Source organism: uncultured Algibacter sp., from assembly GCF_963976535.1.
In the GTDB taxonomy this organism is placed as follows: domain Bacteria; phylum Bacteroidota; class Bacteroidia; order Flavobacteriales; family Flavobacteriaceae; genus Algibacter_B.
On record NZ_CAXBLF010000045.1, the window covers coordinates 1 to 14,590 of the forward strand.

Here is a 14,590-nt window from a genome sequence, read left to right on the forward strand (position 1 = left end):
TAATTATTATGCTCAAACTCTCTCATAATTTACCATTCTAATAAAATACGTTGTGCTGAAAAACCAGGACCAAAACTTAACATAATACCTTTGTCGCCTTTAGGAATATCTCGATCCATAAAACGCTCTAACACGTACAATACTGTTGCACTACTCATATTGCCATAAAGTCTTAAAACTTCTTTTGTGTCGTCTATATTCTTGCCTAGAGCTCCAAACAAATCTTCAACGGTTTGTACAATTTTCTTTCCACCTGGGTGAAAAACCAAATGATTAATATCTTGGATTGTTAAATTATTCCGTTCTAAAAATGGATGAATAATTTTAGGAAAATGATTGGCAATGGTTTGCGGTACAGATTGATCTAGCACCATTTGCAACCCTGAATTTCTAAGTTTGAATCCCATCATCTGTTCTGCATCAAAAAAATGATACATGGCTTCATCTTTAATTTCTGGACCAATCTCATCCTCATAAGATGATAAAATAACACTGGCACAACCATCACCAAAAATAGCTGCACTAACAATATTCACCATAGAATAATCTTCTAATTGAAACGTAGCCGTAGGCGATTCTACCGCAATGACAACAGCTCGTTTATTGGGATTTGCTTTTAGAAAATTCTTGGCATATAAGATGCCTGATACGCCAGCGGCACAACCCATTTCGGTTACAGGCAAACGCACAATATCTTGTTTCATCTTTAAATTATTAATAAGATAAGCATCTAAAGAAGGAATCATAATACCCGTGCAACTTACGGTAATAATATAATCTATGTCTGTTGGTTTTAAGACTGCTTTGTTTAAGACCTTGTGTAAGCATTTTTCAGCAAGTTGAATACATTCTTTAGTATAGATGTCGTTTTTATCTTCAAAGGAGGTGTTTAAAAAAACAGCTTCTGCATCCATTATAGAGTACCGTTTATCTACAGCGGCATTTTCAAAAATCTTAAGAACCTTGCGTTTAAATCGTTGGTCTTGTCCGTTTAACCAAAGCTCAACATAGGGCAAAATATCCTTAGTTTCTCTGGTGTATTTTGGAAGTTGTTTTGCAACTGATGTTATTTTTACGGCCATTTATGTTCTAATTAACCATTGGTAGCGAAATGCCCATTTCCAATGAATTTGTGATTTGAGGTTTAACGCTTTTGAAATATGTACTAAATCTTCTCTTTTAAATGCGCGCAAAATAGAGGTTAACCCATCTTCTTTAATCATGTGGTTTGATATTACCAAACCTAATATCTTAAATAATCCATAAGCTATTTCGCTTCGCTGTAAATCATTAACAACAATTCCTAAATTAGCCTTCTTTGAAAGGTTAGATAATAGGGTTTTAATATCTTCCTCTTTAAAATGATGTAAAAAAAGGGTTGTTAATACCACGTCATAATCCAACTCTTGAAACGCTTCTGAAAACACATCTTCATTTCTAAAAGATAATTCGGGATAATCTACGGATAATTCGGTAGCATAATCGACCGCATCTTGGTTAGCATCTATACCAACAAGATTAAAACTATAATTGTGTTTTCTACCATAATCTGCAACTAACCTCAAGATATCACCGTGCCCACAGCCTAAATCTAATATGGTATAGGTTTTATTTTTAGGTTGCTGTTTTAGCAACTGTTCAATACCATTTAAGGTAATACGATTGCCACCAAGCCATTTATTAATATTGCCTAGTTTATCTAAAGTATCGCGAAGTAAATCGCCTTTCATGGAAAAATCGTCCATCAATTCGGTTTCACTGCTTCTATATGTGGTATCTAAAAATAAGCTCATTTCACTGTCATAGGTTTGCCGTGAGTCATTTTAATAATAAGAGGAACTAAGAATGGAAAACACCTTAAAAGGGTTAGTATTTTTGGTGCAAAAAAATCTTTTCTAAAAAAATAGGCGATGGTATGACCTGCTTTTAGCCTTAAATTAAAGGTTTTTTTCCACCGCTTGGCATATTGATTCTCTAACGCTTTTCGTGATTCAATTTTTCCTTGAAGATAATCAATTATGAGTTCTGACGCTAATTGTGCTCCTCTAATTGCTATACCCATACCATTACCACACAACGGATGAATCATGCCTGCTGTATCGCCACACATTATGATATGATTCTCCACAGGGCTTTTAGTTTGAAATGAAATTTGACTAATGGTCAAAGGTTTTTCAAATTGTGGTTTTGAGTTCTTAAAAATAGCTTTTAATGCCTTGTTTTTAAATAACACTTCCTCGTTAAAAGTCTCAATGTTTTTATATGTTTTAAAGGCTTTATAATTAGTGATATAGCATAAATTAATATGATTATTTTCTGTTTTTGAAACACCACAATACCCGCTTTTAAAATTATGAAGCGCCACTTTATTGTCCGGAAATTCTCCTGCTACGTGCATCTTTACAGCCAAATAAGGGGATTGTTTTTTAACAAACTTTCTTTGAAGTTGTATGTCGATATTGGAGCGCTTCCCGTAAGCACCTATAACAATTTTAGATTTCAAAATGTTATTTGATTTGGTTTCTACTCGAAAAATATCAGCCTCAAAATCAACATTAATGACAATATCATGAAGTACCTCAACACCGCTCTTAATGGCCAAGTGGTAAAGTTGAAAATCAAACTCATAACGACTTATTCCAAAACCACCAAGAGGAAGTTTTGCTTCAATACTTTTATTATTGTGCGTGGTTAATTGAAATTTAGAAATCCGTTTTGCACCAAATTCAAAAGGATTAAATCCTAAAAAATCCAAATAAGGCAGTGTTTCGTTAGACACGTATTCACCACAAACTTTATGTTTTGGGTAAGTGTTTTTTTCAATAAGTAACACCTTAAAATTTGCTTTGGTTATGTGTATAGCACTTGTAAGTCCTGCTAACCCGCCTCCAACAATTATAACATCATACTGGTGTGGTGTCATTTATAAATTATGATAATGAACTACATTAATTTTCACAGTATTACTCATTACTATACTTCTGCCCCCGACATCAAAATTTCTACGATTAATCTCAAAGCTCGATGATATTATATATTGTTTATTAATCTTATCACGATTAACGGTAATACTTATTTCTTTGGTTATTCCTTTAATAGTTAAATCGGCAATCAGAGTGAATACACCATCAGATTTTGTGTTTATTGCTTTACTTACCAATGTTATACTTTCATAGTTTTCAACATCAAAATAATTAGCTTTCAAAAGGTGTTTATCTCTACTTTTCATACCTGTTTCGATGGAAGCTACTTTTATGTCTCCTTTAATATTTAAAAGGTCGCCCTTATTATCAAAATCAGTTTCTATATTAAAGGTGTTAAAGTGACCATCAACACCTATCCCTACATTACGAATCACAAATTTTATACTCGATTTATTTTGAGAAAAACCGAGTGATAAGGAACAAAAACAAATAACAAATAGGAGAAAACGTTTCACAGATAAAATTTATAATGTTAAAGTACATCACAATTCATACATTGAGAAATAAATTTACTTTTTTCTTTAAGTACATGACAAAAATTAATATTGAGAAATAAACTACTTGCATTTTTCAGGATAACAAAGACCTCACAGGTTTTCAAAACCTGTGAGGTCTACGTAACGAAAAAACCGTAATGTGCGATTTATGATTCTGTTCTAAATTTTTGTCATGTATTAAAATATTTTCTATAAAATTTGAGTAATTTTAATAGTAGTGTTTCTAAATATAACCTCGTCGCCAACTGTTTTTGAAATTAATAGTTGCGCCATTGGTGTAGCTTGCGAAATGGCATAAAACTTTTCAGTATTTAACACCATTTCACCTGCACTTATAGCGATAAAATAGTTAGATTGTGTGGTATAAACAACGCTACCTAACGTCACTTTTTGATGCTTAGCTTCTGGGTTTACTTTATTTAAAATGGCTTTAAGCTTTTGAATTTCTGCCAATTGATTTCCTGCCTTTTCACGTTCTAATTGCAACATAGCACGACCAGTTTCATGCTTATCGCCAGCACTACTTTTAGTTACAGAGAGCAAAGATTCTTGAATTTCTTTTATGGTATTCTGAATGGTTTGAAAACGACTATCGACAAACTCAAGACATTGTTTATATAGTTGTTGTTTTATTGTCATGCTTATTTTTCGTCATTGCGAGACTTTATAAAAAGTCGTGGCCATCTCATGATTTTAAGTTATAATTTAAAAGATTACCACGTCGTTTCTCTCCTCGTAATGACATCACACTAAATCTGCTAATTCTTTACCTACCAAGCTTCCGATGGCGACACCCATTCCTCCAAGCCTAACGCCACAAAACACATGGTTACTTAGTTGCTTTACAATAGCTTTTTTTTGGTTCCCAACGCCCATAATACCAGACCATCGATGATCGATCTCAAAAGGTGTTTCAGGTAAAATAATTGTTTTTAATAATGCTTCAAGCTTGTTTTGAATAATGGCTGTTTGATTAAATTCGGTAGTTTCTTCGCCTTTATAGTCTAAGTTTCGTCCACCTCCTATAAGGATTCTATTATCTATATTTCGAAAATAATAATAACCTCTATCTAAATGAAATGTGCCTTTAATATCCAAATTTTCAATAGGCTTGGTTATTAAAACTTGGGCTCTTGCTGGCTTCACTTTTTGATTAATTAATTGTGATGCAAAACCGTTGGTAGCAATGAGTAATTTTGAAGCTGAAAACTCAAATTGATTGGATTTTATTTTTACTGAATCTGTATCTTCTGAAAAATTTTGGACTTGAATATTATTTAAAATTTTGACACCTTTTGACTGTGCTTTCTCAAGTAATGATTCCATCATATTCCCCGTGTCTATTTGTCCTTCAAATTGATTAAAAATATATTGTTCGTTTACATTTTTGAAATTGAAAAGGTTGTCTTTTAAACTGAATACACTATCCTTAAAAAGGGGTTTGAGCCATGTATTTATAGTTTCTTTTTTTGAAATACAGCTTTGGAATAATGCTTCGTCTGCATCTAAAAACAACTCATAACCCCCTAATTGTTGGTAGTTGAGTTGTTTATCTCCAAGAGTTTGCCTTAATAATTTTAAACCATTAACACGTTTTGAAATAAGTTGAATAACGTCTTCTTCTGAATGTGTTTTTAAATCATCAAGTATTTCGCTTAGGCTTCCAAAGCACGCAAAGCCAGCGTTTTTTGTACTGGCGCCTTGAGGTAATGTTCCTTTTTCAAGAATTAGAATTTTAGCTTTTGGAAACTGTTCTTTTAATTGAAGCGCACAATTAAGCCCAACAATGCCACTGCCAACAATGCAAAAATCAATATTAGTTAACCATGATTTTATTTCCCAGTAAGATAAATTCATGAAGCTAAGTTAGAATTTTAAATTGAAGTTTAGCTCTGTGTTAAGGATAGAAGCGGCATCCTTTTTGTTTTTTTACAAAAAGATATAGCGGATAGCCTGACTTTTGCTTTTCCGCAAAAGTAACACCATAAATAATGAATAAGATCCCTAAATAAATTCGAGATTAGTTCAATAGGATTTTTTAAATGCGTTGCTTCTCAGCTTTTTTAAAAAAATTTCACTAAAAAAACTCCGAAATTGATCGGAGTCTTTACTATTTAGTTTTCATCTTGTTTATCCATAACAAAATCTTCCATGAATTTAGTAGTGTAATTACCGGCTAAATAGTCTGGATGATCCATAAGTTGCCTGTGGAATGGAATAGTAGTTTTTATACCTTCTATAACGAACTCGTCTAGGGCACGTTTCATTTTATTGATAGCTTCTTCTCTGGTTTGTGCCGTTGTAATTAATTTAGCAATCATAGAATCGTAGTTTGGCGGAATAGCGTAACCTGCGTAAACATGTGTGTCTAAACGAACCCCATGACCTCCTGGGGCGTGTAATGTTGTGATAACTCCCGGTGATGGTCTGAAGCCATTATATGGGTCTTCTGCATTAATTCTACATTCAATGGAGTGCAGTTTTGGTGTGTAATTTTTACCTGAAATTGGAACGCCAGCGGCTACTAAAATTTGTTCGCGAATTAAATCGAAATCTATAACTTGTTCTGTAATTGGATGTTCTACCTGAATACGTGTATTCATTTCCATGAAGTAGAAATTACGGTTCTTATCAACTAAAAATTCGATAGTTCCTGCACCTTCATATTTTATATATTCTGCAGCTTTTACTGCAGCATCACCCATTTTTTTACGAAGCGCATCCGTCATAAATGGAGATGGTGTTTCTTCTGTTAATTTTTGATGACGACGTTGTATTGAGCAATCTCTTTCTGATAAATGGCAGGCTTTTCCTTTAGAGTCGCCAACAATTTGAATTTCAATATGTCTTGGCTCTTCAATAAGTTTTTCCATGTACATATCGTCATTTCCAAATGCCGCTTTACTTTCTTGTCTTGCAGAATCCCATGCGTCTTTAAGGTTTTCTGGTTTAAATACACCACGCATACCTTTACCTCCACCTCCAGCAGAAGCTTTAAGCATAACAGGATAACCTGTTTCTTTAGCTAATTTCTCGCATTCAGCAAAATCCTTTATAACACCTTCACTACCTGGTACACATGGAACTCCAGCAGCTTTCATAGTTTCTTTAGCATTTGCCTTGTCTCCCATTCTATCAATCATCTCTGGGGAAGCTCCGATAAATTTTATTCCGTGTTCTTCACAAATTTTTGAAAACTTAGCATTTTCTGATAGAAATCCGTACCCTGGATGAATGGCATCTGCATTAGTGATTTCTGCAGCAGATATAATATTGGACATTTTTAAATAGGACTCGCTACTAGCAGCTGGCCCTATACAAACCGCCTCATCAGCAAACTTAACGTGTAAGCTCTCTGCGTCAACAGTAGAATACACTGCCACGGTTTTAATGCCCATTTCTTTACAGGTTCTAATAACACGTAGTGCTATTTCTCCTCTATTGGCTATTAATATTTTTTTAAACATAAATTCTTCAAATTTTCAATATTCAAAAAACAAATTCCAAAATCTATATATTGGAATTTGGGAATTGAAAATTGGGATTTATATTAAGATGGGTCTACTAAAAATAATGGTTGATCAAACTCTACTGGAGATGAATCATCAACTAATATCTTAACTATCTTTCCTGAAACTTCAGATTCAATTTCGTTGAAGAGTTTCATAGCTTCAATAACACAAAGCACATCTCCTTCAGCAATAGTTTGACCTACCTCAACAAATAAAGGTTTATCTGGAGATGGTTTTCTGTAGAAGGTACCAATGATTGGTGATTTTATTGTAATATATTTTGAATCTTCTGAAGCAGAAGCTGAGGCAGCTGGTTCAGATGTTGAAGTTTGTTCAGGTGCAGCGGCTGCAGGAGCTGCCATGACTTGTTGTGGTATTTGAGTTGCAGGAGCTTGATGCACAATTGTTGTGTCTGAAGCCGATCCTGTTCTAATGGTGATTTTTATATCATCCATTTCTAATTTAACCTCGCTAGCACCTGATCTGGCAACAAACTTAATTAAGTTTTGAATCTCTTTTATATCCATAATATTACTAATTAGTTAGTGGTTAGTTTTTTGAATTATAAGCCCATTTTAAATAAATAGCCCCCCAATTAAATCCGCCACCAAAAGCGGCAAATAATATATTATCGCCCTTTTTAAGTTGCGATTCGTAATCATTTAATAGTAAAGGTAATGTTGCTGACGTTGTATTCCCATATTTCTGAATATTCATCATAACCTTCTCTTCTTCTAAATCTATGCGTTGTGCTGTTGCATCAATAATACGTTTATTTGCTTGATGTGCAGCCAACCAATCAACTGTCTCTTTTGTTAGGTTATTTCGTTCTAATATTTTAACCGCCGCATCAGCCATATTAAAAACGGCATTTTTAAATACTATTCGTCCTTCTTGGAATGCACAGTGCCCTCCTTTTTCAAGGATTTCTGCAGTTAAAGCATGTGAAGACCCTCCGTAAGTGGCTTGAAGAAATTCCCTTCCTGTACCATCACTTCTTAAGTATTCATCTTGAAGCCCAAGGTTTTCTTCATTTGGTTCAAATAAAACGGCTCCAGCTCCATCACCAAAAATGATACATGTGGCTCTATCTTTATAATTAACAATAGAAGACATTTTATCTGCTCCAATAAGCAAAACGTTTTTATATCGTCCGGACTCAATGTAGGTTGAAGCAACAGACATACCGAATAAAAAACTAGAGCATGCTGCATCCATATCAAATGAAAAGGCATTGGTTGCTCCAATTTCAGAAGCTGTAAAAGCTGCTGTTGAAGCAGCTTTCATGTCTGGAGTTGCAGTGGCAACAATAACAAGTTCTATGTCTTTCGGGTCAATTCCTTTTTTTTCTATTAGGTTTTTAGCTGCTCTTATAGCTAAATAAGATGTTCCTTTTCCGTCGTCTTTAAGAATTCGGCGTTCTTTGATTCCAGTTCTTGAGGTAATCCATTCATCATTAGTATCAACCATTGTTTCAAGAATTTGATTGGTTAATACGTAATCTGGCACATACGCACCGACAGCTGTAATTGCTGCTGAGATTTTTCTCATACCTTTAAAATTAGTTCGACCAATAAATCATTAGAATTGAAAAAAAACGTCCAAAATTTCACGAAAACTACTAAATTTTGGTCTAATAATGTACAAATTAAGCGTTTTTGTGATTTAGAAAAAGTATTTCATAAAAAAAACGCTCATAAATGAGCGTTTTATTATATGCATGCATAATTCTTTATGCAACATTTTCTGCTTCTTCAGAGTTATCAATTAATATTTGACCTCTGTAATATAACTTTCCTTCATGCCAGTGTGCTCTATGATATAAGTGTGCTTCACCTGTTGTTGGGCATGTAGCAATCTGTGGCGCAGTTGCTTTGTAATGTGTTCTTCTTTTATCTCTTCTTGTTTTCGAGATTTTTCTTTTAGGATGTGCCATTTTATATTTTTATTTATCCGTTAATAATTTCTTTAATGTATTCCAACGAGGATCAATATCCTCTTCTTTGTCTTTATTTTCTTTAAGCCTAGGGCTTAATTCTTCTAATTTTTCAAGTATTTCTGAATCTAACGTACCATCTTCAACTCCTGGATGTATTCTTTTTATTGGTACAGCTAGTATAATTAATTCATAAATATACTGTTGAATGCTAATTTCATAGGTTCCGTGAGGCACAATTAATATATCAATATGCTCATCATTGTATTCGTCTCCAAAATTAACCACTAAATCAAACTCGTTATCTATGGTTTGATTATAAGGTTCGTTTGTTAAATCACAATTCACATTTACCCATCCAGAAATTTTAAAATGTAACTCGAGTAATGTTGCCTTTTTTTCTAATTCAAGATCAACATTAATGTTTACATCATTAAAATCTTCATACTCAAAATGTTCAAAGAACGTTTGTTCTACTTTATACTCAAAATGATGTTTTCCTATTTTTAATCCTACAAATTGGATTATAAACTCTTTCAATGCCTTCATTATCACATCTATTTTGAGCCTGCAAATATATAAATTTTTATTTACCTAACACGAGTTATAAACATTTTTTTTATGTTTTTTAGGACTTAGTAATTAATTGATTTTAACTAATAATCAACTGATTAACGACGGTCTTTTCTAGGTGATTTTTTTAAAGGATTTGCAGTAAGTTGTTGATAACTCATTCTGTTTCTAAATATTTTAATAGCACTAAAAACCGCTTCTTTAAATGAGTTTTCATCAGCAACTCCTTTGCCTGCTATTTCGTAGGCAGTACCATGATCTGGTGAGGTTCTTACTTTATTTAATCCAGCAGTATAATTAACACCTTGGCCAAATGAAAGTGTTTTAAAAGGAATTAAACCTTGATCGTGATAGGAAGCAATAATAGCATCAAAATTTTTGTAGTTATTTGAGCCAAAAAAACTATCAGCAGCATAAGGCCCATAAACCAATTTCCCGCTTTCCTTTATTTTATGGAGTGTTGGCCTTAACACATCATCATCTTCACTCCCAATAACACCATTATCTCCAGTATGTGGGTTTATCCCTAAAACAGCAATCTTAGGCCTTTGAATTTTAAAATCTTTTTTAAGTGAATTATATACGGTATCTATTTTTTGCTCGATTAATTCTGAAGTGATATGGGTCGTTACGTCTTTAACTGGCACGTGGTCTGTAAGTAAACCAACCCTAAGCGTATCTGTTATCATAAACATTAAACTTTTACCCTCAAGTTCTTGTGCCAAATAATCAGTATGTCCTGGAAATTTAAAATCTTCAGATTGAATATTATGTTTATTAATTGGCGCTGTTACTAAAACATTAATGGCATCATTCTTCAAAGCTTTTGTGGCTAGCTCCAAAGATTTTATAGCAAAAGCTCCTATTTTAGTATCTTCCTTACCAAACTCAATACTTACGGTCTCATTCCAACAGTTTACCACATTAACTTTTCCATGAGCTAATTCACTCATATTATTAATGTTATGAAAATTGATTTGAGACTTAAAATGCGATTTGATAAAAGTCATGGCTTTTGCCGAAGCAAAAATTACTGGGGTACAAAAGTCTAAAACTCTAGAATCTTCAAATGTTTTTAAAATTATTTCACCACCAATACCATTTAAGTCACCTATTGATATTCCAACTATTATATTTTCTTCTTGCTCCATTAAAAATGACAACTTTTGTTCGTAATTTTGAAATTCTTTTAATAACGCAAATTTAACTAAATAAACAGATAATAATATGTTTACTGGAATTATTGAAGATATTGGTGTGGTTTCTAATTTAAAATCTGAACTTGGTAATCTTCATATATCAATAAAAAGTAAAATGACGCCTGAATTAAAAATTGATCAAAGTATAGCGCATAACGGTGTTTGCTTAACTATTATTGATATAAATGATGATGAATATACTGTAACAGCTATTAAAGAAACATTAGACAAAACGAGTATTGGAAAATTACAAATTGACGATAAGGTAAATCTAGAACGAGCCATGAAATTAGGAGACCGACTTGATGGACATATTGTTCAAGGACATGTTGACCAAACGGCTATTTGCACTAAGGTTAAAGAAGAAAAAGGGAGTTGGGAATTTACATTTAAATACGATAGCACCTTAAATAATATGACTATTGAAAAAGGGTCTATAACTATAAACGGCACTAGTTTAACGGTTGTAAACTCTAAAAAGGATTCTTTTAGTGTGGCTATTATACCATACACCTATAAACATACTAACTTTTATACCTTTAAAACAGGTACCCTTGTTAATTTAGAATTTGATGTTTTAGGAAAATATGTTGCAAAACTTGTTGAATTAAACAAGTAATTTTAATTATTACGTTTAAGTAATAACTTTTTAACCCCGTAAAATAAAGCGAAAGCCATACCGTAAATTAAACCTCCATCAATAGGAAACCCTACTGGTGGTGGTGGCCCTGGAGGTGGCGGCGTTGGACCAGGTATACCCTGAGCTACACATGCAAAACTTATTAATACAAATAAGATTGAGGCAAATATTCTTTTATTTTGTATTGTCATGGGGTCACAAATGTATAAAAAAAAGCGAGTTCACAAAATAAATATACTTTTTCGCATCAAAAAACATCTATGAAGTGTCAAAAACATCGATGAAATGCATTTTTTGACTTATTCAATAAACATTTGTTAATACATGTTTTAACAAACTATATAGATGTAAAAATAATCCCTCACTTTTAATTTACACAACAAATATATATAATTTCATGTAAAAGGAAAATTAAAATTTTTTGATACTTTTTTAAATTTATATTACAACGCTTTTTTTTGTGAAAAATTATAAAAAAAAAGCCTTTCAGAAATGAAAGGCTTTACAATTTCTAAAGTGGTCCCACTTGGGCTCGAACCAAGGACCACCTGATTATGAGTCAGGTGCTCTAACCAACTGAGCTATGGGACCGAAATTGGAGTGCAATATTACTACTTATTTTAATTGTTAGCAAGAAAAATTATTCCTTTATACCAAATGAATTTAATGTTTATTTGGTATTTCTTGGCATAACTCAATTAAAACCCCATTTGATGATTTTGGATGCAAAAAAGCCACCAACTTATTATCTGCACCTTTTTTAGGTGTTTCATTTAGTACTTTAAAACCTTCTTTTTTTAGGCGTTTTATTTCTGCTTCAATATCATCAACATCAAAAGCAATGTGATGAATGCCTTCACCTTTTTTATCAATAAATTTGGCAATTGGACTATTCTTTTTTGTAGCCTCTAACAATTCAATTTTATTATCGCCTACTCTAAAAAAAGAGGTGTTAACCCCTTCACTTTCAACTTCTTCAGTTTTATAATGTGGTTCGCCAAAGAGTTTAGAAAACAATTCATTAGAGTCTTTAAGGTTTTTTACTGCAATACCAATATGTTCAATTTTATTCATTTAATAATCTTTTTGTCATTCCCTTGAAGAAGGGAATCTTTTTTAGTTTTTTATTTCCGCGAATCCCGATAGCTATCGGGAGGAAATCTTTGAGTTTAATCCAAATTCCATATCAAGATATGAAAATAGCGCCCTAAAAGTAACATAATCTTTAAATATCCGTTATTTTTGCATCCTAAACCTTTAATAGGTAATAACAGATGAGTGATATAGAGGAGAGTCAAAGACAAAAAAAAATAGGAACCGTTTTACAAACCGATTTGGTTGAAGTACTTCAAGGTGCTGCTACGCAAGGCGGTATGCGTGGTGTTTTAATATCGGTTTCTAAAGTTAAAGTCACTGTGGATTTAGGTGTTGCAAAGGTCTATTTAAGTATTTTTCCTAATGATAAAGCTAAAGAACTTCTTGAGGGTATAAAATCTAACACGCCTTTAATTAGACATGAATTAGCACAACGTACCAAACACCAACTAAGGCGTATGCCTAATTTAGAGTTTTTTATAGACGATTCTTTAGAGTATATTGACCAAATTGAAAAATCTTTAAAAGGCAAAGAAAACCCAATAAAAGACCCTACTATTTTAGACAAAAGAAAAAAATCTTAATTTTTTAATTGAGCTTTTAACCAGATAATATTTATTATTTTTTAATGGTCTGCTTGAACATTCATTTTGTCATTATATTTTCATAATATTATAAATTATGAATGTTTCTCTATACATAGCAAAACGTTATTTACGGTCAAAAAGCACCAACACTGCCATAAATTTTATAACTTATATTGCTATAATTGGCGTTATTTTAGGTTCCGCATCATTATTTATTGTGCTTTCTGGCTTTGCGGGTTTAAAAAATTTTACGCTTCAATTCTCAAGTCAAGTTGATCCGGATTTAAAAGCCGAAACAACCATTGGAAAATCGTTTTTCCTAACCGATGATGAAACCAACAAACTCAATAATTTAGAAGACATTGCGCATTATTCTAAAATTGTAGAAGAACGTATTTTTTTAGCCTCTGGAGACAAAAACACACTCGCTGTTATAAAAGGTGTTGACGAACATTTTCAAAATGTAGTTGCTATCGATTCTACTTTAGATCATGGCAGCTGGTTAGAACAAAAATCCAATCAACTCGTAATTGGTTGGGGTATCTCAAATAGCTTGTCACTTGGTGTTTTGGATTTTACAAAACCCATAACCGTTTATGTTCCAAAACCTGGAAAAGGGCAAATAACAGCTACAAAAAATGCATTTAATAGCGTAAACACCATAAGTGTTGGTGTGTTTTATATAAACGAAGACCTAAACGATACCTACGTTTATGCGTCCATAGATTTAGCCAAACACCTTCTAAATTACCAACCCAACCAAATATCATCCATAGAATTTAGACTTAAAAAAGGTACAGATGAAGCCCAGGCCAAAGCTAATATTCAAGCTATTTTAGGTGATAAGGTTACATTAAAAAACAGAGCACAACTAAACGATGCACTTTACAAAATGCTAAACACCGAAAATTTAGCAGTATACCTCATCTTTACACTGGTATTAATCATTGCTTTTTTTAACGTTATTGGTTCGTTAATTATGATGATGCTCGATAAAAAACGAAGTTTAAACACCTTGTTTAACATTGGCGCCACCGTAAAAGACATTCGAAAAATATTTTTCTACCAAGGCACTTTAATTGGTGTTGTTGGCGGGCTCATCGGGCTGGGAGTTGCGCTCATTATAACAGCACTCCAAAAAGCATTTAGTTTGGTCATGATAACCCCAACGCTTGCTTACCCAGTAACCATTAAGATAGAAAATTTCTTTATCGTCTTTGTAACTATTTCTGTTTTAGGGATAATTGCATCTAAAATTGCCTCGGCGCGTATTACAAAGTCTTTGGTTCAGAATTTATAAATTATTTGGGCAATCCCGAAGAAAATTCGGGGCAGGCTTTCGGCAGTCGCTCTCTGCGAGGAGCTCCAACAAATACCTCAATCCTTCTCGCAAAAAAACCACCTCGTCTTTAGTTTTTTACCAAAACTAAATCCACTCCTCCTTGAAAAAAGGAGGAGAATTTACTTCGATTTGTAATTTTGAATTGCAATCAAAATAATTGCTCAAAAGATGATTGTTAAATAATTCCTTGCCCTTAAATAAGGGATGGTGGATTTCAATTCCATA

17 protein-coding genes and 1 tRNA gene are annotated in these 14,590 nt (G+C 32.9%); 3 read left to right on the forward strand and 15 right to left on the reverse strand.

The window, feature by feature from the left end:
• Positions 1-29: 29 nt before the first annotated feature.
• The 12 genes from AAC024_RS11780 to pdxA all read right to left on the reverse strand — a co-directional run bounded on the left by AAC024_RS11780 (position 30) and on the right by pdxA (position 10,653).
• Positions 30-1,082 carry a type III polyketide synthase gene (locus tag AAC024_RS11780; RefSeq protein WP_339895625.1) on the reverse strand — a complete coding sequence of 351 codons (1,053 nt, stop codon included), beginning with the start codon at positions 1,080-1,082 and terminating at the stop codon, positions 30-32.
• Entirely contained in the window at positions 1,083-1,793 is a 711-nt protein-coding gene (locus AAC024_RS11785; protein ID WP_339895627.1) for a methyltransferase domain-containing protein, read from the reverse strand.
• Positions 1,790-2,923 (reverse strand): NAD(P)/FAD-dependent oxidoreductase, encoded by a 1,134-nt coding sequence (locus tag AAC024_RS11790; RefSeq protein WP_339895628.1) that lies wholly within the window; start codon positions 2,921-2,923, stop codon positions 1,790-1,792. Before AAC024_RS11790 ends, AAC024_RS11785 begins: the two co-directional genes overlap by 4 nt.
• A complete protein-coding gene (locus tag AAC024_RS11795) occupies positions 2,924-3,439 on the reverse strand; it encodes a YceI family protein (protein WP_339895629.1) in 516 nt (171 codons plus the stop codon). It lies immediately after the preceding gene.
• 231 nt (positions 3,440-3,670) lie between these two features.
• Complete coding sequence (locus tag AAC024_RS11800; RefSeq protein WP_339895630.1) at positions 3,671-4,120, reverse strand: 3-oxoacyl-ACP synthase; 450 nt, start codon at positions 4,118-4,120, stop codon at positions 3,671-3,673.
• A 105-nt stretch (positions 4,121-4,225) separates the two neighbouring features.
• A complete protein-coding gene (locus tag AAC024_RS11805; protein ID WP_339895632.1) occupies positions 4,226-5,338 on the reverse strand; it encodes an FAD-dependent oxidoreductase in 1,113 nt (370 codons plus the stop codon).
• A 257-nt stretch (positions 5,339-5,595) separates the two neighbouring features.
• Positions 5,596-6,948, reverse strand: a complete 1,353-nt coding sequence (gene accC / locus AAC024_RS11810; RefSeq protein WP_339895633.1) for an acetyl-CoA carboxylase biotin carboxylase subunit — start codon at positions 6,946-6,948, stop codon at positions 5,596-5,598.
• An 83-nt stretch (positions 6,949-7,031) separates the two neighbouring features.
• Complete coding sequence (gene accB / locus AAC024_RS11815) at positions 7,032-7,520, reverse strand: acetyl-CoA carboxylase biotin carboxyl carrier protein (protein WP_339895635.1); 489 nt, start codon at positions 7,518-7,520, stop codon at positions 7,032-7,034.
• 22 nt (positions 7,521-7,542) lie between these two features.
• Positions 7,543-8,544, reverse strand: a complete 1,002-nt coding sequence (locus tag AAC024_RS11820) for a beta-ketoacyl-ACP synthase III (RefSeq protein ID WP_339895637.1) — start codon at positions 8,542-8,544, stop codon at positions 7,543-7,545.
• Positions 8,545-8,725: 181 nt separating this feature from the next.
• Positions 8,726-8,929, reverse strand: a complete 204-nt coding sequence (gene rpmF / locus AAC024_RS11825; RefSeq protein ID WP_339895639.1) for a 50S ribosomal protein L32 — start codon at positions 8,927-8,929, stop codon at positions 8,726-8,728.
• A gap of 9 nt (positions 8,930-8,938) precedes the next feature.
• Complete coding sequence (locus AAC024_RS11830; protein WP_339895641.1) at positions 8,939-9,478, reverse strand: DUF177 domain-containing protein; 540 nt, start codon at positions 9,476-9,478, stop codon at positions 8,939-8,941.
• Positions 9,479-9,600: 122 nt separating this feature from the next.
• The gene (gene pdxA / locus AAC024_RS11835) at positions 9,601-10,653 is read right to left on the reverse strand and encodes a 4-hydroxythreonine-4-phosphate dehydrogenase PdxA (protein WP_339895643.1); all 1,053 of its coding nucleotides are present in this window, start codon (positions 10,651-10,653) and stop codon (positions 9,601-9,603) included.
• Positions 10,654-10,729: 76 nt separating this feature from the next.
• Here pdxA and AAC024_RS11840 point away from each other — a divergent pair, with 76 nt between their 5' ends.
• Positions 10,730-11,320, forward strand: coding sequence for a riboflavin synthase (locus AAC024_RS11840; protein ID WP_339895645.1), 591 nt, complete (start codon positions 10,730-10,732; stop codon positions 11,318-11,320).
• Positions 11,321-11,322: 2 nt separating this feature from the next.
• On the opposite strand, the gene AAC024_RS11845 is transcribed toward AAC024_RS11840, so the two are convergent.
• The 3 genes from AAC024_RS11845 to mce form a co-directional block, all read right to left on the reverse strand.
• A complete protein-coding gene (locus AAC024_RS11845) occupies positions 11,323-11,532 on the reverse strand; it encodes a hypothetical protein (RefSeq protein ID WP_339895647.1) in 210 nt (69 codons plus the stop codon).
• Positions 11,533-11,858: 326 nt separating this feature from the next.
• Positions 11,859-11,932: transfer RNA gene (locus AAC024_RS11850), tRNA-Ile, on the reverse strand.
• A 72-nt stretch (positions 11,933-12,004) separates the two neighbouring features.
• Positions 12,005-12,415, reverse strand: a complete 411-nt coding sequence (gene mce / locus AAC024_RS11855; RefSeq protein WP_339895649.1) for a methylmalonyl-CoA epimerase — start codon at positions 12,413-12,415, stop codon at positions 12,005-12,007.
• Positions 12,416-12,615: 200 nt separating this feature from the next.
• Here mce and rbfA point away from each other — a divergent pair, with 200 nt between their 5' ends.
• Positions 12,616-13,020: a 30S ribosome-binding factor RbfA gene (rbfA, locus tag AAC024_RS11860; protein ID WP_339895651.1), complete on the forward strand. Its 405-nt coding sequence runs from the start codon at positions 12,616-12,618 to the stop codon at positions 13,018-13,020.
• 97 nt (positions 13,021-13,117) lie between these two features.
• The gene (locus AAC024_RS11865; RefSeq protein WP_339895652.1) at positions 13,118-14,323 is read left to right on the forward strand and encodes an FtsX-like permease family protein; all 1,206 of its coding nucleotides are present in this window, start codon (positions 13,118-13,120) and stop codon (positions 14,321-14,323) included.
• The last annotated feature ends 267 nt before the right edge of the window (positions 14,324-14,590 follow it).

Bases quoted from the DNA above. Each gene is read 5' to 3' on its own strand.
- AAC024_RS11780 (WP_339895625.1), bottom strand. From the start codon at position 1,082: ATGGCCGTAAAAATAACATCAGTTGCAAAACAACTTCCAAAATACACC.
- AAC024_RS11785 (WP_339895627.1), bottom strand. From the start codon at position 1,793: ATGAGCTTATTTTTAGATACCACATATAGAAGCAGTGAAACCGAATTG.
- AAC024_RS11790 (WP_339895628.1), bottom strand. From the start codon at position 2,923: ATGACACCACACCAGTATGATGTTATAATTGTTGGAGGCGGGTTAGCA.
- AAC024_RS11800 (WP_339895630.1), bottom strand. From the start codon at position 4,120: ATGACAATAAAACAACAACTATATAAACAATGTCTTGAGTTTGTCGAT.
- AAC024_RS11805 (WP_339895632.1), bottom strand. From the start codon at position 5,338: ATGAATTTATCTTACTGGGAAATAAAATCATGGTTAACTAATATTGAT.
- accC (WP_339895633.1), bottom strand. From the start codon at position 6,948: ATGTTTAAAAAAATATTAATAGCCAATAGAGGAGAAATAGCACTACGT.
- accB (WP_339895635.1), bottom strand. From the start codon at position 7,520: ATGGATATAAAAGAGATTCAAAACTTAATTAAGTTTGTTGCCAGATCA.
- AAC024_RS11820 (WP_339895637.1), bottom strand. From the start codon at position 8,544: ATGAGAAAAATCTCAGCAGCAATTACAGCTGTCGGTGCGTATGTGCCA.
- rpmF (WP_339895639.1), bottom strand. From the start codon at position 8,929: ATGGCACATCCTAAAAGAAAAATCTCGAAAACAAGAAGAGATAAAAGA.
- AAC024_RS11830 (WP_339895641.1), bottom strand. From the start codon at position 9,478: ATGAAGGCATTGAAAGAGTTTATAATCCAATTTGTAGGATTAAAAATA.
- pdxA (WP_339895643.1), bottom strand. From the start codon at position 10,653: ATGGAGCAAGAAGAAAATATAATAGTTGGAATATCAATAGGTGACTTA.
- AAC024_RS11840 (WP_339895645.1), top strand. From the start codon at position 10,730: ATGTTTACTGGAATTATTGAAGATATTGGTGTGGTTTCTAATTTAAAA.
- AAC024_RS11845 (WP_339895647.1), bottom strand. From the start codon at position 11,532: ATGACAATACAAAATAAAAGAATATTTGCCTCAATCTTATTTGTATTA.
- mce (WP_339895649.1), bottom strand. From the start codon at position 12,415: ATGAATAAAATTGAACATATTGGTATTGCAGTAAAAAACCTTAAAGAC.
- rbfA (WP_339895651.1), top strand. From the start codon at position 12,616: ATGAGTGATATAGAGGAGAGTCAAAGACAAAAAAAAATAGGAACCGTT.
- AAC024_RS11865 (WP_339895652.1), top strand. From the start codon at position 13,118: ATGAATGTTTCTCTATACATAGCAAAACGTTATTTACGGTCAAAAAGC.